The organism is Gammaproteobacteria bacterium (assembly GCA_028819075.1).
Lineage (GTDB): Bacteria > Gemmatimonadota > Gemmatimonadetes > Longimicrobiales > Gaopeijiaceae > BD2-11.
Genome location: JAPPMM010000043.1, coordinates 221018 through 239879, shown reverse-complemented (window position 1 = coordinate 239879; position 18862 = coordinate 221018). Strand labels below are relative to the sequence as shown.

General features: G+C 70.2%; 14 protein-coding genes. 6 read left to right on the top strand and 8 right to left on the bottom strand.

The window, feature by feature from the left end; genetic code table 11:
- Nucleotides 1–48 precede the first annotated feature (48 nt).
- The gene (locus OXU32_11390) at nucleotides 49–3057 is read right to left on the bottom strand and encodes a 4Fe-4S dicluster domain-containing protein (GenBank protein MDE0074553.1); all 3009 of its coding nucleotides are present in this window, start codon (nucleotides 3055–3057) and stop codon (nucleotides 49–51) included.
- Between the two features lie 88 nt (nucleotides 3058–3145).
- Nucleotides 3146–3718 carry a cytochrome c3 family protein gene (locus OXU32_11385; protein MDE0074552.1) on the bottom strand — a complete coding sequence of 191 codons (573 nt, stop codon included), beginning with the start codon at nucleotides 3716–3718 and terminating at the stop codon, nucleotides 3146–3148.
- Nucleotides 3719–4083: 365 nt separating this feature from the next.
- Between OXU32_11385 and OXU32_11380 the strand changes: the two genes are divergently transcribed.
- From OXU32_11380 to OXU32_11370, 3 genes are all read left to right on the top strand, one after another.
- Complete coding sequence (locus OXU32_11380) at nucleotides 4084–4377, top strand: hypothetical protein (protein ID MDE0074551.1); 294 nt, start codon at nucleotides 4084–4086, stop codon at nucleotides 4375–4377.
- 134 nt (nucleotides 4378–4511) lie between these two features.
- Nucleotides 4512–6689, top strand: coding sequence for a GWxTD domain-containing protein (locus tag OXU32_11375; GenBank protein MDE0074550.1), 2178 nt, complete (start codon nucleotides 4512–4514; stop codon nucleotides 6687–6689).
- Between the two features lie 240 nt (nucleotides 6690–6929).
- The gene (locus OXU32_11370; GenBank protein ID MDE0074549.1) at nucleotides 6930–7118 is read left to right on the top strand and encodes an AbrB/MazE/SpoVT family DNA-binding domain-containing protein; all 189 of its coding nucleotides are present in this window, start codon (nucleotides 6930–6932) and stop codon (nucleotides 7116–7118) included.
- Here the strand turns inward: OXU32_11370 and OXU32_11365 are convergent.
- From OXU32_11365 to OXU32_11355, 3 genes are read right to left on the bottom strand one after another with little or no spacing between them, the layout of a single operon-like run.
- Nucleotides 7115–8602: a hypothetical protein gene (locus OXU32_11365; protein ID MDE0074548.1), complete on the bottom strand. Its 1488-nt coding sequence runs from the start codon at nucleotides 8600–8602 to the stop codon at nucleotides 7115–7117. The two genes, OXU32_11370 and OXU32_11365, sit on opposite strands and share 4 nt — an antisense overlap.
- Complete coding sequence (locus OXU32_11360) at nucleotides 8599–9705, bottom strand: long-chain fatty acid--CoA ligase (GenBank protein ID MDE0074547.1); 1107 nt, start codon at nucleotides 9703–9705, stop codon at nucleotides 8599–8601. Before OXU32_11360 ends, OXU32_11365 begins: the two co-directional genes overlap by 4 nt.
- The gene (locus OXU32_11355; GenBank protein MDE0074546.1) at nucleotides 9702–9977 is read right to left on the bottom strand and encodes a hypothetical protein; all 276 of its coding nucleotides are present in this window, start codon (nucleotides 9975–9977) and stop codon (nucleotides 9702–9704) included. Before OXU32_11355 ends, OXU32_11360 begins: the two co-directional genes overlap by 4 nt.
- Before the next feature lie 159 nt (nucleotides 9978–10136).
- Between OXU32_11355 and OXU32_11350 the strand changes: the two genes are divergently transcribed.
- The gene (locus tag OXU32_11350) at nucleotides 10137–11174 is read left to right on the top strand and encodes a YpdA family putative bacillithiol disulfide reductase (GenBank protein MDE0074545.1); all 1038 of its coding nucleotides are present in this window, start codon (nucleotides 10137–10139) and stop codon (nucleotides 11172–11174) included.
- A 76-nt stretch (nucleotides 11175–11250) separates the two neighbouring features.
- On the opposite strand, the gene OXU32_11345 is transcribed toward OXU32_11350, so the two are convergent.
- Nucleotides 11251–12387 carry a hypothetical protein gene (locus tag OXU32_11345; GenBank protein ID MDE0074544.1) on the bottom strand — a complete coding sequence of 379 codons (1137 nt, stop codon included), beginning with the start codon at nucleotides 12385–12387 and terminating at the stop codon, nucleotides 11251–11253.
- On the bottom strand, nucleotides 12384–14927 hold the full coding sequence (lon, locus tag OXU32_11340) for an endopeptidase La (protein ID MDE0074543.1): 2544 nt from the start codon (nucleotides 14925–14927) through the stop codon (nucleotides 12384–12386). The genes OXU32_11345 and lon overlap by 4 nt, the downstream gene beginning before the upstream one ends.
- 363 nt (nucleotides 14928–15290) lie before the next feature.
- On the opposite strand from lon, the gene OXU32_11335 reads away from it, so the two are divergent.
- A complete protein-coding gene (locus OXU32_11335) occupies nucleotides 15291–16865 on the top strand; it encodes a gamma-glutamyltransferase family protein (GenBank protein MDE0074542.1) in 1575 nt (524 codons plus the stop codon).
- Nucleotides 16865–17665 (top strand): NUDIX hydrolase, encoded by an 801-nt coding sequence (locus tag OXU32_11330; protein MDE0074541.1) that lies wholly within the window; start codon nucleotides 16865–16867, stop codon nucleotides 17663–17665. The genes OXU32_11335 and OXU32_11330 overlap by 1 nt, the downstream gene beginning before the upstream one ends.
- Here the strand turns inward: OXU32_11330 and OXU32_11325 are convergent.
- A complete protein-coding gene (locus OXU32_11325; protein ID MDE0074540.1) occupies nucleotides 17662–18861 on the bottom strand; it encodes a hypothetical protein in 1200 nt (399 codons plus the stop codon). The two genes, OXU32_11330 and OXU32_11325, sit on opposite strands and share 4 nt — an antisense overlap.
- Nucleotide 18862: the final 1 nt, after the last annotated feature.

Genomic DNA, 18862 nt, shown 5'->3' with positions numbered 1-18862 from the left:
CTCCTGGACGCGTGTTCGCCGGCCAGCGGGCCGGAGGGCGCCCTGCTTCTAGTGTCCCGCCGCCGCCGGTTCGTGGAATGTCACCTTCCGCTGGTAGGTGACCGCCGGCTGCGTGTTGATCAGGTCGTCGAGCACCCGGTACGAGCGCTCGCTCGCGGTGACCTGGGCCACGCGCGAGTTGGGATCCCGGATGTTGCCGAAAACGATGGCCTCGGCCGGACAGCTCTGCTGGCACGCCGTCACGACTTCCCCGTCGGGGACGGCGCGTCCCTCCAGCACCGCCCGGTTCTCCACGTCGCGGATCCGCTGGACGCAGAAGGTGCATTTCTCCATGACCCCCTCGCCCCGCACGGTGACGTCCGGGTTGTACTGCCAGTTCAGGGGCTCGGGCACGTCCGAATACTCGTACCAGTTGAAGACGCGGACCTTGTAGGGGCAGTTGTTGGCGCAGTAGCGGGTACCGACGCAGCGGTTGTAGACCTGCGCGTTCAGTCCGTCGGGCGTGTGGTAGGCCGCGAACACCGGGCACACCGGCTCACAGGGAGCGTTGCCGCAGTGCTGGCAGAGCATGGGCGTGAAGCGCACGTCCACCGGGCCCGCGTGCGACGCGTCAACCGTCTCGAAGTAGTTCTCGATGCGCATCCACTGGATGTCGCGGCCCATGAGAAGCTCCTGCTCACCGACCACGGGGACGTTGTTCTCGGCCTGGCAGGCAGTGACGCAGGCGCTGCATCCGGTGCACTTGTCCAGGTCGATGGCCATCGCCCAGCGCGGGGTGGTCTCCGGGTCGTATTCGCCGTGACGGGCTCCCGGGAGCGGGAAATCGCCGGGCTCCCCATCCGCGGGAACGGGGACGAATCCCCCGACTTCCTGCAGCTCGTAGAGCGCGTGCTCGTCGTGCTCCTCCTCGGCTTGGCCGACGTCGGCGAGCGCGACCGCGGGCGCGATGTTGCGGTCTTCCTGGGTATGTCCCGAACCGTGGATGCTCGCGAGCTTGCGCCACTCCCCGGTCGCTTCGACCGCAACCCGGGTGGCGAGATGGACCATCCCCCCGGAGGGCTCCTCGGACTCGGCCGGGAGCAGTGCCATCGGGTTCACGCCGTTGCCATCGGCGAAGCGCCCGTAGCCAGTGTGTCCGCCGCCCATGGCGATCGCGGCGACGTCCTCGCGCACCCCCGCGTAGGGCCATACTGGCAGTTCCACCTGGCCGTGCGGCGAACTCACGCGCACGACATCGCCTTCGCGGAGCTCGTGTCGCTCGGCCGTGGCGGGGTGCAGCTCCAGCCACGAATGCCAGGTGATCTTGCTCACCGGGTCGGGGAGCTCCTGCATCCACGAGCGGTTGGCCTGGCGTCCGTCCCCGAAGCGGGACGACGGGTACACGACCAGCGCCAGTCCGTCGTCGTCGCCGTCCAGGGAGGGCACGTCGAACCCGACCGCGGGATCCGGTGCGAGCAGCTCAGCGGCGGCCTCTTCCCCGTCGGTCTCCGACAAGACCACGCCCCTGCGCAGGGCCTCGCGCCAGAAGCCGTCGAAGTCGTCGTCTCCCGCGAGCCCCATCTCCTGCCAGCGGGCGCGCACATACTCCTGGAAGTCGCCGGCGCCCAGGTCCTGGCCGAGGGCGGTCGCCGCCGAGAGCAGCACGTCTCCGGTGGCGCGGGCATCGAACAGCGGAACCGGCCTCATGACCGGTTGCCGCAGCGCGTGCACGCCCGGGCGGGGGTGCGAGTCTCCCCACGACTCGAGCGGATGGGTGTCGGGCAGCACCAGATCGGCGAGGTGTGCCGTCTCGTCGAGTGCCGACGCGAAGGACACCTTGAACGGCACGGCCCCGAACGCCTCCGCGAAGCCTGCGGCGGGCGGCAGCGAATAGGCCGGGTTGGCGCTGTGAACCAGCGCGACCGCGACCTGCCCCGCCCGCATCGAGCTCATGGCCGACTCGAGCGACGCGTACGACGGGGACGCGGCCGCCTGGTCCGGACTGGCCAGGTGCACGGAGCGGCCGATGTTGCCCGCGACGTGGTTGAGCACCAGCACCGCCAGGTTGGCGCCGGTGGCGCCCCGGTGCTGTCCGCTCACGCCGGGACCCAGCGCCAGCCCGGGCCCTTCGGCCACGAAGCGCCGAGCGAGATCGGCGATCTCCTCGGTCGAGAGCCCCGCGGCATTCGCCGCCGCGTCCAGGTCGAAACCGGCCAGCAGATCCGCGTACGGGCCCGCGTCGGCCCCGTCGCCCGCGATCACCGCGGCCATGGCGAGCGCGACGGAAGCCTCCGATCCCGCACGGATGGGGAACCACTCATCGGCGTTCTGGCCCGTGAGCGAGAGCCGGGGCGCCACGAAGACGAAGCGTCCCTTGGAGCCCATCGGGTCGATGGCGCTGGTGCGGGCGAAGCCCCGCCCGTAAGCCGTCGGCGACAGCCAGGTCTCGAGAAAATCGGCGCCGAAGGAAAGCAGGAAGCGGGCCGCTTCGAAGTCGTAGGCGGGAACCACATCGCGTCCGAAGGCGATGCGCGCAGCCGCGCGCAGCGGGGCTTCCGACAGCGCCTCGTACTCCACGCGCGTACCGCCGGTCACCTCCGCGAAGCGATCGAAGAGGTGGCCGAGCGCTCCTCCGTCGCTCCCGGTGACGAGCAGCGCGTTCCCGCCCGCCGCGCCCAGCCGCTCGACGAGCTGCGCCTCGGCGTCCTCCCAACTGACGGGCGCGAAGCCGTCCCCGTCGCGCACCATCGGGCCCGTGAGACGATCGGGGTTGTAAAGGCCCTGCAGGGCCGAATGCCCGCGCGCGCACAACGCGCCTCCCGACACGGGATGCTCGGGGTTGCCCTCGATCTTCACCGCGCGCCCCTCGCGCGTGCGCACCCAGATGCCGCACCCGGCGGGGCATTCTCCACACACGGATGCGTACCAGGTCGCGACCCCCGGCGTGATCTCCTCGGGTGGGACCACGTACGGGATGAGCTTCTCCACGTTCTCGGTGGAGCAGCCGAACATGGTGGCCCCGGCCCCCGATGCGCCCACCACCCGCAGGAAGTCCCGGCGCTGGATGCCGCCGCTCATGTGTTCTCGCTTCTCACTTGTTTCCCGCTTGTGGTCATGGGCTTCGCGTTCTCGCTTCCGGCCGTGGCTGCTCATGACTCGCGCTCGCTCAGTAGTGACATACCGCGCAGTCGCGGGAGACGTCCCGCTCCACATGGCACTGCACGCACCATCCCATGGAGAGCGGCTGGTTCACCGCCTCGATGACCGCCATCTCCTGCACCGGGCCGTGGCACTCCTGGCACTGGACCAGGGGTTCGCCGGACTCGTCGGGCGCGACGTGCCGCATGTGCGGGAAGCGCACGTGGTCGGAGACCTTGTAGATGCGCACCCACGGAATCGCTTCCTGGCGCTGGGCATAGTCGCGCACCTTGGCCACTTCCTCCGGATTGTTGCGGCCCTGGACCACCAGGTGGCAGCCCTGGCAGGTGGCAACCGGGGGGATGCCCGCGTCGACCGAACGCTCGGCGGAGAAGTGGCAATACTGACAGTCGATGCCGAACTCGCCGGCGTGAATGTCGTGCGGGAAGGCGATGGGCTGCGCCCGCGGATCCGGTTCCACAGCCGCCGTCTCGGCGGCGGCATCGGGGCTCTCCTGGGGGGTGTCGCCCTCCTGAACGAAGGCGAGGGCGCCGAGCGTCGCGACGACTCCGGCCAGAGCGGCAGTCCGCTGTCCCTTCATGAAGCGCGCGGTTCCTTGGCGTGTGGAGGTTCGAGGGAATGGCTCGCGCCGTTCGCATCCGGCGGCGACGGAGACACGCGGCCCATGTGGTTCGGGCCGCAAGTTAGGGGCACCGGTGGCGAGCGTCAACGGAACCGGGTCGAGTGGATCGGTTGGAACCCGGAGACCGCCGTTCGCGAAAGAACAGTCACGGAACGGATGCACGAGCCCCGCCCGAGGAGGCTGCTGCAGGATGACCGCTTCACCATGGCGGAACACGCGACGGAGCACGCGACGAGACACGCGCGGGAGAGCGCCCGCAGTGACTGACTCGCCGGGGTCGGGGCGCTGGATTTCCGGGTCCACGGATGATAATGTAAGCCACCATGATCGACCCTGCGGTACCCTCCGACCTGAGGCCCATGCCGGGCCAGCACCTCGCCACCATCACGTACCAGAATCGAATCTGGGACGTCTATCTCGAGTTCGAAACCAAGCGCTCCGCGAGCGGGGAGCCGTGCCGGGCGAAGCTCGTCTATTCGCCGGCCGATGGCGAATCCGGGGACGCCGCGCAGACCGCGGCCATTTTTGTCGAGGAATCGTACGAGCTCGCGGTGGAGAAGGCCCAGAGCTTCAGGCGCCATCAACTGGAAGCGCTGCTCCGGTCCATTCTTCCCTGACAGCCTTGAGCCGGTCGCTTCGGGGGCCCCGCGGTATCCTGGCGTGGCTGGCGTGGGTTCTGGCAGTGCCCGTACCCGCCTCTGCTTCCGCGAGTCCCGTCCCGCCCGCGGCACCTGCGCCTCAGGAGCCGTCCGTGCAGGCCGCTCCGGTACCGCGCGCCGTGGCCCGGGCCACGAGCCTGCTCGAAGCAGGCGACACGACCGCCGCGCTCGGGCTGCTGCGCACCGCTCGCGAGGAAGACGACCGGGATCCCCACATCGCCTTCGCCCTGGGCACGTTGCTGGCGCGCACCGCGCCCCTGGGAGAGACCGACTTCAGGCAGCGGATGGAGGCGGAAGCGCTGCTTGAGGAGGCGTACGAGGGACTGCACGAGGACGCAGGCGTGCTGCTGGAGATGGCGCTGCTCAAGCGGCGCCAGTTCATGCGCGTGGACTCGCGCAGGATTCTGGAGCGCACGGTCGCGTCCGAAGGCAGCCGCGCCGTGGAACCGGAGGTCCTGGCCCAGTCGCACTTTGTACTGGCGCGCATCCTCACCGAGGAGATGGAGGACTTCGAGCATATGGTCTTCCTGCCCGCCGGATGGCGGCGGGACGGGTCGCTGGGGACGGACGAGTACGCGGGATCGACACGCTGTCCCGCCGGGGTCCAGGCCTTCTGCCTCAACTACACGGAACCAGGCACCTTCAACGGTCAGCTGGCCCGCGCGGGGCGGGCCAGCGACCGGGACGTGGACTACCCGCCGCGCATCGAAGCCCACTATCGAGCTGCTCTGTCGTACGTGCCGGACCACCCGCAGGCCGCCCGCGGACTGCTCGCGCTGCTCCATCGCCAGGGCCGTTTCGAGGACATGGCGACCGAGGCACGGCGCCTCGCCGAGGTGAACCCCGACGACCCCTACGCGCACATCTTCCTCGGGCTGGCGTTCTACGAGTCGCTGGACTGGACCGCCGCCCGCAATGCCTTCGACACCGGCCTCGCCCTCATGCCTCCGGCCGAGCGAGCCCCCTACGACAACGTTTCCTACCTCCTGAACGAAGAGGACGCGGCCGAGTATCAGCGGCTCGAGCCGGGCAACGCACGGGAATACGAGCGCATCCTGTGGGCCAAGTCCGATCCGCTCTTCCTGATTCCGGAAAACGAGCGGGCGATGGAGCACATCGCGCGCGTCACCCACGCGGAGTTGGCCTTCGGAGATCCCGAGCGGCGTCTGCCGGGCTGGAGCAGCGACCGGGGCCAGGTTCTCATACGCTACGGCCTCCCCGCGAACATCTGGATGCTGCGGCAGGACGGCGGCGGCACCGGGCTCGGAGGCGCGGCTCAGCGAGCCGGTGCCAGCGCCACCGGGCGGTGGATCTTCTGGAACTACCGGCTGGAGGTGCCCAGCTTCGTGTTCCACCGGGAGCTGGGGTACAGCCGGGTCGGCTTCGACTTCGACGCGAACACGGGACAGTACCTGCGCCAGGTCAGCGAGACCGAGGCCACCACCACCTTCGAGAGCCGTGCCGTCAACCGCTGGACGGAGATCCCCGCGCAGATCGCCCGCTTCCGGGGTGCCGCTCCCGGGCAGGTGGAGGTGCTGGCCTTCCTGCGCGCCGATCCGGACTCCTTCAATCTGTTCGAGGGCGACTCCGTCCGCGTCGGCATGTTCCTGTTCAACCGGAGCTACGAGGACTCGGCCAGCGTGGCGCACGCGGTAAAGGCCGAAGACACCGGCAACGTTCTGTTCACGTTCGAGTTGCCGCGCGGAACCTTCGAATACTCGCTCGAGGGGCTGGCGGCGGAATCCCGCGTGGCCGCGCGCAACCGGGGGACGATCACCGCCATTCCGGTACGGCGCGTGGGGCTGTCCACGTCCGACCTGGTCCTGGCCGGGGGCGTGATTCCGCGTGTCGAGCAGCCCGGAGGATGGCGCGACTTCGCCATCGGCGCCTCGCGCGACCTGGTCTTCGACGCGGACGACGACATCCATGTCTACATGGAAATCTACGGGCTGACCACCGACTTCATGGGCTCGTCGGAGTACACCGTGGAGGTGACGCTGCAGGATGCTGAGCGGCGCAGCGTGGGCGCGCGCCTCCTGCGCTCGCTGGGCAACCTGATAGGCGGCGCGGAAGGCGACCTGGCCGTCCGCTTCGTGCGCAACGTCGAGCCCGTCGACGGAGTCGTGCCCGAGTACTTCTCCGTCTCGGCCGATGAAGCCGGGGAGGGGGCGCACCGCCTCATCATTGCCATCACCGACCGGACCACCGGCGCCTCCGTGAGCGTCGAGCGCGAGCTTGCCATCCGCAGGCCGGACGACGACCCGCGATAAGGCCCCCCTTCAGGGTTGCCGCACTCATCGCCCGGCTTCAGGCAGGGGGGCCGGCGGGATACAGAATCCGGGGAATGCCGGCTGAAGCCCTGTGCAAAGGTCTTGCGTTCTTTCTAAGTTGGAGGATGGGCTTGCGCCAACGTTCCGGCCCGGGACGGCCGCCCTTCGGGCCCTGCTCCGTCAGGCCACACCAGGGAAACCATTTCCGGTTTTAATTCGATTCCAACTACAGGGAAAGCCATGGCCATCTATCGCTCGCTGTACTACGACGACGTCGTCGTGGGAGTCGGGGGCAGGATCACCATCCCCCAGAAAATGCGCGACGACCTCGGCATCGTGGAGGGCGACATGCTGAGGGCGAGGGTGGAGGCTTCCAACGGATCGCGTCAGATGGTTGTCTGGCGCTCGGAGGACCAGCCGGAAGGCTAGCCCGAGGCGCGGGGCTCCTGCTCCACTTCCCAGTCGACCCAGCGGACGAGTGCCCGCAGGGGATCGCCGCCGTCGTGGTGCCACCAGGCGGGCGGCCATGCCATCCGCCGTAGCGAGGCCACCCGGGTAACGCCCGCGGCGCCGAGCTGTTCGACCAGCGAGGCGGCGCGCGCTCCGGCCCCGCACAGCCCGGCGGTCTGCAGAAACGGGCGCAGTCCCGCGAGCAGCCCCGCGACCCGCTCCAGTTCGGGGACGGGCTTCACCCAGGCGAAACGGCCCAGGCAGGACGGCGAGAAGGCCGGGTCGGGGTCGTAGGCCACTGTCCACTCCGCGCCCGCCGGGCGGAAGACGCGCGTACCCGCGCCGGCCGCCTGCTTCAGCTCCCAGGTGCCGCGCAACTGCTGCACCCTTGACGCGACCTCCGGAGGAGTGGGGCCGGCGGGGAGATCCTGCTCGAGCGCGGCCATGGCGGCGGCCAGGCGGGCGGCCCACTCGGCGGGGGTGAGCGCGCCCCCCTCCTCCACCCAGAAGAGATGGGGGGAAACGCAACCCCGCTGGTCGAATGCGGCTACGGCGCGCGCGGCGTCCATGGCGGTTCGGTCCGCCCGCCCCGTGGCGAGCGCCTCCCGGCCGACCAGGGCGACCCCGACCCGGTGGGAGTACGCCACCAGGGGAGTGGTGGCGGGGAGGCGGGCGCGCACGGCTGCCACAGTGTCGGCGCCGCCGTACACCACCACCAGGCCGGCACGGGGGAGCACCTCGGCTTCCATCGTGTCGGCGCCTCCCGGCCAATAGAGCACGGCCAGGCTGGCCGCCAGCCCCGGGTCGCAGTCGGCCAGGGCGCGGGCGTAGAGCACCGGCAGCACGGCGTCGTGGAGGCCGGGCTTGAGAAGCACCGGCGAGCGCGCCAGGAGTGCCCGCGCCATCCCTCCGACCGACACGCCGGCCACGTTGCCCGCGCCCACCTGAACGATCAAGCCGTGGCCGAACGCCCGCACCCGCGACCCGCCGGGCCCCGGCCGGAAGCCGTCCAGCACCGCCGGGTCGGGGAACTGCGCGCGCACCAGTTGCGCCAGGCGGTCGGCGGTCCAGTCGCGCGCCATCCCGTCCAGGACCTCCCGGGCCATGGCGGTGGAAAGCCCGGCGGCGGCGGGCAGCAGGTCGAGCGCCGCTTGGCGGATCGGGTCGGCGGGATCCAGAAAGCGCGCCCCGGCGCGGCCCAGCGACGCCACCAGCGAGTCGGTGCGGCGCTCGTGCAGGCGGGCGCCCGCTTCGACCAGGTGGTCGCACAGGCGGCTTGCGAACGCGGGGTCGGGGGTGGGGAAGCGGAGCCGCAGGTCGTCGCTGACGGGGGCGGTGGAGAAGGCGGGAGACGCCGCGCCCGGGGGCTCCGCTCCGCGCGTGTGCGGCGGGAGTTCCGCTGCCGCCGGGGATACCCGCCCCGGCACCCCGGGAGGCAACCACCAGGCCGGGAGCGTCCTCATCGTGTCGGGCCGCGGCGGGCGGTCATCAGCTCGTCCATCGCCAGGGAGCAGCCGCGCGGCTCCGCGCCGGGGTTTCGTCCCAGCACGCGGAAGCCGTGTCCCTCCGCCTCCGGGGGCTCTACGCCCAGGTCCTCGGTAAGCACGCAGCACACGGAGCCCAGGTTGGCGAGGTCGAAGTGGCACAACAGCCCTTCGCGGCCGGGAGGAAGCGGCTCAAGCTTCGCCGGATCGAGCACGCGCGTGCGCACCCACGGCGGGGGACGGTGCAGACGCGCTCCCCCCCCGAGCACGGGCTCGTAGAACTGGGAGAGCAACTCCGTCATGCCGTACTCGTTCACGATCCGGTGCGGCGGGATGCCGAATCGTCCGTGGATGGCCGCGTAGAGCTCCTCCCTCGGAACGGTGCGGCTGCGTCCCTTGAACCCTCCCGTCTCCATCACCCGCGAGCCGTCCGGCAGCCGAAAGCGGGTGCCCTCCGCCGCCAGGGAGTCCAGCAGGTGGACGAACGCGAAGGCGGTTCCAACCACCAGTACCGGATCTCCAGCGTCCTCCGCGTCGCGAAGCGCCGACCGCAGCCCCTGCTCGTCCAGTCTCCCGTCCCTGTCCACGAAATACCGGGTCTCGGCCGCCAGTTCGGCTTCCACGACGCCGATCATGTGGCTGAGCGAAGAATCCGGAACCTCCAGCGGAGACTGGATGAGCGAGATCATGGGCAGGCGCGCGCCATCGGGAAGCAGGTGCGCCTCGAAGTTGGGGAGCAGCGAAGCGTGGTAGAGCGACAGGTCGGGGACGCGGTGTTCCCCGCGCTCCGCTGCGCTGCCCGTGGTGCCGCTGGTCCGAAATACTGCCTGTGCGGGCCCCCGGCAGACGAGGTCTGGCTCCCGGAAGGCGCGCGCGGGCACCGGCGAAAGATCGCGCCACGAAGACCATGAGCTCCGCTGAACTCCGCGCGCCGCGCAGAAGCGCGCGAACACCGGGTTGCGTTCCCACTGGTGCTCCGAGATCCGGCGCGCGAGATCGTCGAAGTCCGCGTCGGACAGGGGCGTGCCGACCCCTGCTCCCATGACGCCGATCAGATCGTCACGGAGCCGGGTGCCGTTCATCCATCCCGCGCGGAGGCGCGTCGAACCCGCCCCGGCGGCTCCAGGCCTCCCGCCACGAGGATCTTGTGTTGCAGCCGGCGGGACTCCTCGTCCACGAATTCCACCACCTGGTCGAGCCGCCCCCGGGCTTCCTCGTAGGCGTGCCCCGGGAAGTCATCGCCCTCGGCTCTGGCGAGCGCCCCTTCCAGCGCATCGATTTCCCGATGCGCCTTCTCCAGCGCCCGCCGCAGTCGATTCGCGGCCCTGCGGGCCTCCGCTTCGGCCTGTGCCATCTTCGACGCTCCCTGAGAGGATGTGGAAGGTGCTCCAACGGTACGCTCCAGCCGCAGCGGCGTTCCCGCGCACAACCCGACCCCCGCTTCTGGAGTTATATCTTCAGAGCCTGGATGTTTCCCGGGTCGGCGCCGTGAAAACCGACGATGTGTGAGAAGATGTCCGAACTCGAAACGCTCTCCGCCGGAGGCAGGATGGCCACTGAAGGCAAGCCCGTCGACCTGGCGATCGTGGGCGCAGGACCCTGCGGCCTGGCAACGGCGAGTGCGGCCAGGGTCGGAGGGGTATCGGCCACCGCCTTCGACCGCGGGTTCATCACCGACTCCCTCATCCACTATCCGCCCTACATGACCTTCTTCTCCACGGCGGAGAAGCTGGAGATCGAGGATGTGCCCTTCATTCTGGCTTCCGGCAAGCCGACGCGCCGGGATGCCCTCGTCTACTACCGGCGCGTCGTGCGGCATTTCGCGCTGGATGTGCGCCAGCACGAGGAGGTGACGGCGATCGAGGGCCAGAGGGGGGACTTCGTGTTGCGCACGCGCCGCCGTGACGGCACCCGCGCCGGACACCGCGCACGCGCCGTGGTGATCGCCACCGGCGGCTTCCACGAGCCCAACTACCTGGACGTTCCCGGAGAGGACCTGCCCAAGGTGCACCACTACTACAGGGAGCCCGATCCCTACTACGACCAGGACGTTCTCGTGGTGGGCGGGCGCAACTCGGCGGTGGAGGCCGCGCTGGAGCTGTTCCGGGCCCATGCGCGGGTCACTCTGGTCCACATCTTCGACGGCATCGACGATGGCGTGAAGCCGTGGGTGGTTCCCGACATCACCAACCGGATCAAGTTCGGGGAGATCGCCACCCATTTCACGACGCGGGTCACGGAGATCGGGCAACGCAGCGTCGTCCTGGAGCATCTGGAGACGGGCGAGATCACCGAACTCGCCAACGACTGGGTCTTCGCCATGACCGGATGGCGGGCTTCGCCGCTGCTTCTGGAAAGCGTGGGCGTCAGAATCGATGAGCAGACCGGCATTCCCAGCCACGACCGCGCCACCATGGAGACCAACACCCCCGGCATCTACATCGCGGGCGTGCTGGCCGCGGGCCACGACGCCAACAAGATCTTCATCGAGAACGGGCGCTTCCACGGCGGCCTGATCGTGGACCACTTCAAGGCCTCCCGGGACGGCTGACCGCAATACGCGGAAGGGGCTCGCCGGATGTGGTCGGGCGCCTTCGGGCCGGCGCGATCGCCGGCCGCGCCGCGCCTCAGCTCAGGTCGCCCCGCTGAAGCTCCCAGCCATCGTCCCCGAGTGCCCGCACGGCCACAGCTACCCCGTCCAGGCTCCCCAGCCGAAGCTCGGCGGGCGGGACCACTTCCCGGCGCACGAAACCCAGCGCGATGGTCTGCCCGAAGGCGGGCGACAGGGCCGCGCTGGTGACGTGCCCGACCGGTTTGGCCTTCGTGCCCGAGTACAAGGGGGTCGCCGGCGCGGGGGTGGGCGCATCGCCGAGCAGGAGGCCGCGCAGATGCCGGTTGACGTGGCCGCGGTCGCGGATGCGCACGATCACTTCCTGTCCCGTATAGCAACCCTTGCCGTGGTCAATGGCGCGCGCGTCGATCCCGGCTTCCGTGGGGATGGTGCGGTCGTCCATGTCGAGGCCGAATTCGGGCCGGCCCGCCTCGATGCGCAGCGTTTCGAAGACGCCCATGCCCGTCGGCGCCGCGCCCAGGCGAACCAGCTCGGCTCCCAGCCGTGCGAGCGCGGCCCGGTCGCCCAGAATGTCGAAGGCGGGCAGCCGCACCTCGGCGAGGCGCGCGACCAGGACGCCGTCCGGCGGCGGGCCGGTGAGGAGGCAGCCGTCTGCGTCCAGCGCCGCGAGTTCGCCGGAGGCGATGTCGAGGGCGGCTCCCACCATGCCGGCCGCGTCCGGGCCGGCGACGGTGAGGGTGCCGGTTGCGTCGGTGACGTCGTCGACGAAGGCGAACCGGGGCGGCAGGAACTTGCGCAGGTGGGCCACCAGGGGTGCGTGTCCGGCGGCCGGAACATGCAGCCAGAGCCCGTGGCGGTCCTCGCGGGTGCCCCTCCAGGCGACCACCAGGTCGGTGACCATGCGTCCTTTGGGGATGAGCACGGCGCTGTAGGCCGTGCGCCCCGCGAGCAGCCCGGAGGCGGCCGGCGTGGGGGGTGGCGGGACGCTGTTGGTGAGCACGCCGGCCAGCATGCGCACCGGCGCCCGGCCCGAGACCGCCAGCCGGCTGCGGTGCGAACGATCGAGGACGGCCGCCGAGCCCACGGCGGCCTGGTACTCCAGGTCGGGCCGGCCGAAGTGACGCGCCGTCTGCCGCCCGTGGTGCCGCCCCATCACGGCGCCGGGCGCAACCTCGAGGGTCGGCTCGGTCAGTGCGTCGCGACCTCGGGCGCGGAGGACGAGCCGTCGGGGGCGAGCAGCGCCATCGGGTCGGCGGCCTCGACCGGGTCTTCCCCGGCGCCCTGCCCGCCCGCGAACGCCACCCGCGTGACGTCGTCGAGACCGTCGACCAGGTGCAGCACCAGGTCGGCGCGCACCTCGTCGGAAAGGTCTTCCAGATCGGCGTGGTTTTCGGCGGGGAGCACGATCTCGCTGATGCCGGCGCGCACCGCGCCCAGGATCTTCTCCTTCAGGCCGCCGATGGGGAGCACCCTGCCCGTCAGCGTCAGCTCGCCGGTCATGGCCACGTCGCGTCTCACCGGCCGCCCTGAAAGCGCCGAGATGAGCGCGGTCGCCATCGTGATCCCCGCGGAAGGGCCGTCCTTCGGCACCGCGCCCGCGGGCACGTGGATGTGCACTTCCTTGTCCAGCACATCCTCGACGGACATCCCCAGACTCTGGTGATGGCTGCGGGCATAGGTCAGCGCCGCACGCCCCGATTCCTTCATCACGTCGCCCAGCTGCCCGGTGAGCACCAGCTTGCCGTCCCCCGGCATGACGCTCGCCTCGACGAACATGATGTCCCCGCCGGTGGGCGTGTAGAACATGCCGGTGGCCACACCCACCCGGTCCTCCTCGGCCATCACCTCGGGGTGCACCCGCGGGCGGCCCAGCAACTCGCGCACGACGGCCTGGTCCACGACGACCTGTTCGCATCCGCCGCCGGCGATCCTGCGCGCGACCTTGCGCGCCAGCTTTCCGATCTCGCGCTCCAGCTGGCGGACGCCTGCCTCGCGCGTGTGTTCGCTGATCACGTTCAGGATCGCCTCGTCGCCCAGCTCCATCTCCTCCTCCCGCAGCCCGTTTTCCTCCAGCTGCCTGGGCAGCAGGTAGCGCTTGGCGATCTCCAGCTTTTCCTGCTCGGTGTATCCGCTGAAGTCGACCCGCTCCATGCGGTCGAGCAACGGGGGCGGAATGCGGTCCCAGTAGTTCGCGGTGGCGACGAACAGCACCTCCGACAGGTCGAAGGGGATGCCCAGGTAGTGGTCGGTGAAGGTCCAGTTCTGGGCCCGGTCCAGCACTTCGAGCAAAGCCGCGCTGGGATCCCCCTGGAACGAGACGCCCAGCTTGTCGACTTCGTCGAGCAGGAACACGGGATTCTTCGATTTCACCTGGCGCATTCCCTGAATGATGCGTCCCGGCATGGCGCCCACGTAGGTCCGCCGATGCCCCCGGATATCCGCTTCGTCGCGCGCGCCGCCCAGCGAGATGCGCACATACTTGCGGCCGATCGCCCGGCCGATGGACTGCGCGATGCTCGTCTTGCCGACACCTGGCGGGCCCACGAAGAGCAGAATGGGTCCCTGGCCGCTCGAGGGCGGTGATGCAGTGGCCGGCTCGTCCTCCGCCGGAGATCCATTCCGGGCGGCCCCGGCCTGGGCCTGCTGCCGGGCTTCCTCCTCTTCCGCGTCCTCGCCTTCCTCTTCTACGGCGTCCGGCGCCCGCTCCGCCTGAAGCTTGCGCACGGCGAGGAATTCGAGGATGCGGTCCTTGACGTCCTCCAGCCCGTAGTGGTCTTCGGTGAGCACGTCCGCAGCCGTCTCCAGGTCGATCTTGTCCTCGGTGCGATCGTCCCAGGGCAGTTCCGTGATCCACTCGAGGTAGGTGCGGATGACCTGGTATTCGGCCGACTGGGGGTTGGTCCGTCCCAGGCGCTTGAGCTCCCGCTGAACTTCGGCGCGGGCGTCCTCGTTGAGCCGCAACGCCTCGATCCGCTCGCGCAGATCGTCGAGTTCGGCCTTCTCGTCCTCGTCGCCCAGCTCGCGCCGGATCTGCTTCATCTGTTCGCGAAGGAGCATCTCCCGCTGGCGCTCCCCCAGCTCCTCCTGCACCCGGGCCTGGATCTCCTCCTGCGCGCTGAGCCGCACCAGTTCGCGCTCCACCGCCACGAGCGCCTGGCGCATGCGGTCCTCGTCGTCGAGCACTTCCAGGAGCCGCTGCTTCTCGGCGGTCTGCAGGTCGAGGTAGAACGCGACCAGGTCCGCGAACGCGCCCGGTTCGTCCACCCCCTGGATGAGCTGGTTCAACGACTCGGCAGGGACGCCGCGCCGGGTGCCCAGCCCGGCGGCCCGGTCGCGCAGTTCCCGGTCCAGGGCCTGGAAGGCGGGATCCTGCTCGCTGCGAGGCGGGATTCTCTCGAGGTCCAGAACCATGGCCGCGAGCATGGCCTTGCCGCGCTTCTCGTAGGAGAGGACCTGCGCCCGCCTGTCCCCCTGCACCAGGAGCTGGATTCCGGCCCGTACGCGGTGGGTCTGAATGACGCGCACCACCGTGCCGACCTCGTACAGCCCCTCGGGGGTCGGCTTGTCCACGTTCTCCCGCTGGGCCACCGCGAGGAGCTTGCGATCTCCTTCGAGGGCAGCCTGGACGGCCTCAATGGTACCGGGTCGACCGGCCGAGATGGGCACCGCCACCCCCGGGTACACCACCGTGTCCCGCAACGGAAGCACGGGTAGCCTGTATCGTTCGCCCACGGATCCGACTCCTTGTCGTTAGCTCTGGCGAGACGGGTTGGTCTGCCCCGCGAAGCCGGCCCTGCCTCGGGCCGCGCCGCGGTTGACCTGTCAGAAAGGCAGATACCCCGGCTTCCAGGCGGTTCGCTCGCCTTCCATGTCAGACGAAATGCATGGTGTCGGGCCCACATGCACGAATCGGGCCTGACATAATGGCCGACCCCGCGTGCCGGGACTGCCATTCTGGCAGACCGGGTTTCGCACGCAGGGAGGCTGGCAGGCTCCGCTCGCTCCCTCTAGCTTGGCGCGGCACGCGCGTTTGCGCCAGCCGAACCGAGCCCCGGGAGTGACGATGCGTCCACGCTCAAACCGGAATGGGAGGCCGTGACCGGACGATCCACCGTCTACGCGCCGCGGAGCGCCGCCGCCACCAGCCAGCCGCTCGCCAGCTGGGCCGCGCTCTCGGCTATGGAGCGGGGCGGGAACGCGGTCGACGCGGCCGTCGCCGCCGCGGCCATGCTGAACGTGGTCGAGCCGCACATGACCGGGATGGGCGGCGACATGTTCGCGCTGCTGTGGTCGGCGGAGGAGGGCCGGCTGGTGGGGCTCGACTCGAGCGGACGGTCGGGGTCGGGCATGTCGCGCGAGGCGCTCGCGGCTGCGGGGTTGGAGGAAGTGCCCGCGAGCGGGCCCGGATCGGTGACGGTGCCGGGTGCGGTCGCGGGGTGGGCGGCCCTGCTGGACCGGTTCGGGGCGATGACCTTCGCGGAAGTGCTCGCGCCGGCCATCCGGGTGGCGGAGGAGGGCTTTCCGGTCACTCCCATCATCGCGGGCCAGTGGGCCGCCGCGGCCGACAAGCTGCGCGCCGATCCAGGGGCCGCCGCCACCTGCCTGGTCGGGGGTAGGCGCGCCCCGCGCGCGGGTGAGTGGTTCCGGTCGCCGGAGCTGGCCGCCTGCCTCCGCGTGGTCGTGGGCGGGGGGACGGAGGCGTTCTACACCGGTGAACTGGGCGCCCTGTTGGTCGACGGGCTGGAGGAGCTGGGCGGCTTCCTGACCCGCGAGGACCTCGCCGGCCACGAGGCGCGCTGGGTGACGCCGCTTTCCACCGATTTCGCAGACCACACGTTGTGGGAGCTTCCACCGGCCGGGCAGGGGATCGCCGCGCTCGAGATGCTCCGCATCCTCGAGGGGTTCGATCTCCGCATCATGGGTCACAACAGCCCGGCGTATCTGCATCATCTGATCGAGGCCAAGAAGCTGGCCTTCGCCGACCTCGCGGGCCATGTGGGCGACCCGGACCACATGAGGATCCCGGCTCGGGCATTGCTCGCCGACGACCATGTGAACTCCCGCCGGGCGCTCCTGAACCGGCGCGAGGCCGCCGACCGGGTGGTCCCTGGAGCCGCGGTCCCGGAGAGCGAGACCATCTACCTATGCACGGCGGACGAGCACGGCAACATGGTGTCGTTCATCAACAGCCTCTACGAGGGCTTCGGCTCCGGCGTGGTGATTCCGGGGACCGGATTTGCCCTTCAGAACCGGGGCGCCTGCTTCACCTTCGAGGAAGGGCATCCCAACGAGGTCGCGCCCCGCAAGAAGCCGCTGCACACCATCATCCCGGCATTCGTCACGCGGGACGAAGAACCGTGGCTGGCGTTCGGTGTCATGGGCGGCTCCATGCAACCCCAGGGACACGTCCAGGTGCTGCTCAACCTCCTGGTCTTCGGCATGGATCTGCAGGCCGCCATCGAGGCCCCCCGGTTTCGCCACACGGCCGGACGGGATGTGGCGGTCGAGGGGATGGGCCGCACAACGGAGGTCGCGCTTGCCCTCATGGGGCATCACGTAATCGATCCGTCGCTCACGTCCTTCGGCGGAGGACAGGCGGTGATGCGTCTGGAGCGGGGTTGGGCGGCAGGGTCGGACCCGCGCAAGGACGGGATGGCGGTCGGGCGCTGATGGGCCGGTTTGAACGCCTTCCGCCCTCCGGCGTGACGCCTCGTCCCGCCGCGACCGTCGTGCTGCTGCGCGAGCGCGCCCCGGGCTTCCAGCTCCTGCTGATGCGGCGCAACCGCTCCGCAGGATTCGTGCCGGGCGCCTACGTCTTTCCCGGGGGGCGGGTGGATGCGCAGGACGCCGATCGCGCGCTCGTCTCCCGCCTGGAGCGGCTCACGCCGGAGGCCGCGGCGGTCCGGCTCGCGCTGCCGGACGGGGATCCGCCCGCCATCGCGTATTACCTGGCCGCCGCGCGCGAGGCCTTCGAGGAGGCGGCGGTGCTGGTCGCCCGGCCCGGGGAACGCTTTCTACCCGGCACGGCGGTCGGCGGCGCGCGCCTGGTCCGCCTGCGCGAGCACCTGCTGGCCGGCACTCTGGGATTCGCCGAGGTACTGGACGACCTGGGGGTGGACATCGACGGATCCGCCCTCCAGTACATCGCCCACTGGATCACCCCCGAGGCCGAGACGCGCCGCTACGACACCCGCTTTTTCGCGGCGTTGGCGCCCGCGGGGTCGCGCTCGGCCCCCGACCCGCGCGAGATGACCGATTCGCTCTGGCTTTCCCCCGGCCAGGCCCTCGACCGGCACGGCGCAGGGCGGCTTCCGATGATCTTCCCGACGATCCGCACGCTGGAGCAACTGAGCGCCTTCTCGACGGCGAACGCAGTGCTGGCGCACTACCAGACGCGCGACATCCCCGTCGTCATGCCCTCCCTGGTCCGGACCGAGGCCGGAGTGATGGTGAGTATCCTGGACGACTAGAGAGCTTCCAGGCGATGTACGCTGACGTACTCGACGCCCAGCTCATCCCGGTATACCCCCGCCACGAGACCGTCGCGAATGGAGGTGACGACCATGCCGCCCGGCGTCGCAACCACGCCCAGCCAGGTGCCCGCTGGGCTGAATACGTCCCATGATGGCGGCTCGCGCGACAGCAGATCGGCCGTGAATCGCTGTGCCCACAGGTTGGCGTCCCCGTCGGCCAGCAGCAGGTCGAACGCCGGCTCGTACGCCGGGACCTCCATCTCGTCACGCCATTGCCGCCACACCGCGGCGGTACCCTGCCCCAGTTCGACCAGGCTTTCGATCACCTGTCCGACATCCGATTCCGTCACCGGCACGCGGTCGCGTGCGATCCGGTAGCGGGTCACCAGCGAGCCGTCAGGATCGTGGATCGATACATCCGGTACGGATCCGCTGGCCACGGCGACCCGATTGCCCACGATTGCCCGCAGCGGCCTTGGACTGAACGGCACCGGCAGCATCGATTGGCCGGTCCACAACCATCGTTGGCCGAGAACCGTCGGCAGCTGAACTTCCTCCTCCAGCACCGGATCGTAGCGCCCCAACCGGACGCTGTCGGTCCATGCGGTGCCGGGCTCAGTCACCCGCCTCACGGCCGGAAGTGCGACCAGCCAGTAACCGTCTTCGAAGAGGCCGAAAGCCACCACCGGCGATCCGTCCGAACTGGACCGGCGTTCGGTGCCGAGCCGGTCGCCGTTCTGTCCGATGGTTGACACGCGAGAGAGCGCCCGGTCCCAGATCAGGAACGCACCGTCGTCACGCCGCCCCAGGTAGCGCGGGAAGCGGAATTCTCCCGGCCCCTCTCCCCGTCCTCCGGTGCTCCACAGGTGGCGGCCCGCCGCGTCGTAGCGACGCACCTCGGCGGTCCCGCCGTCCACGACGATGACCTCACCGCCGGCGAGCAGCGCGACATCGAGGATCCGGAAGAAGCTGGAGGAGGGGTCGTCCCCGGCGTCTCCCAGCCGGAATACGGGTTCCGGGTCCACGCGCCACTCCGTCCCGGGCGGCCATGCCGCGGCCCGGCTCTCCACGATCCGGACCCCGGCGCTGTCGACCTCGATGACGGCGTCCGGTTCCCGTTCCGCGCATGCCGTCGCGGCACCGAGCGCGAACACCGGCAAGAGCGCGAGGTGGGATGGCACAAGCCTGTCCATG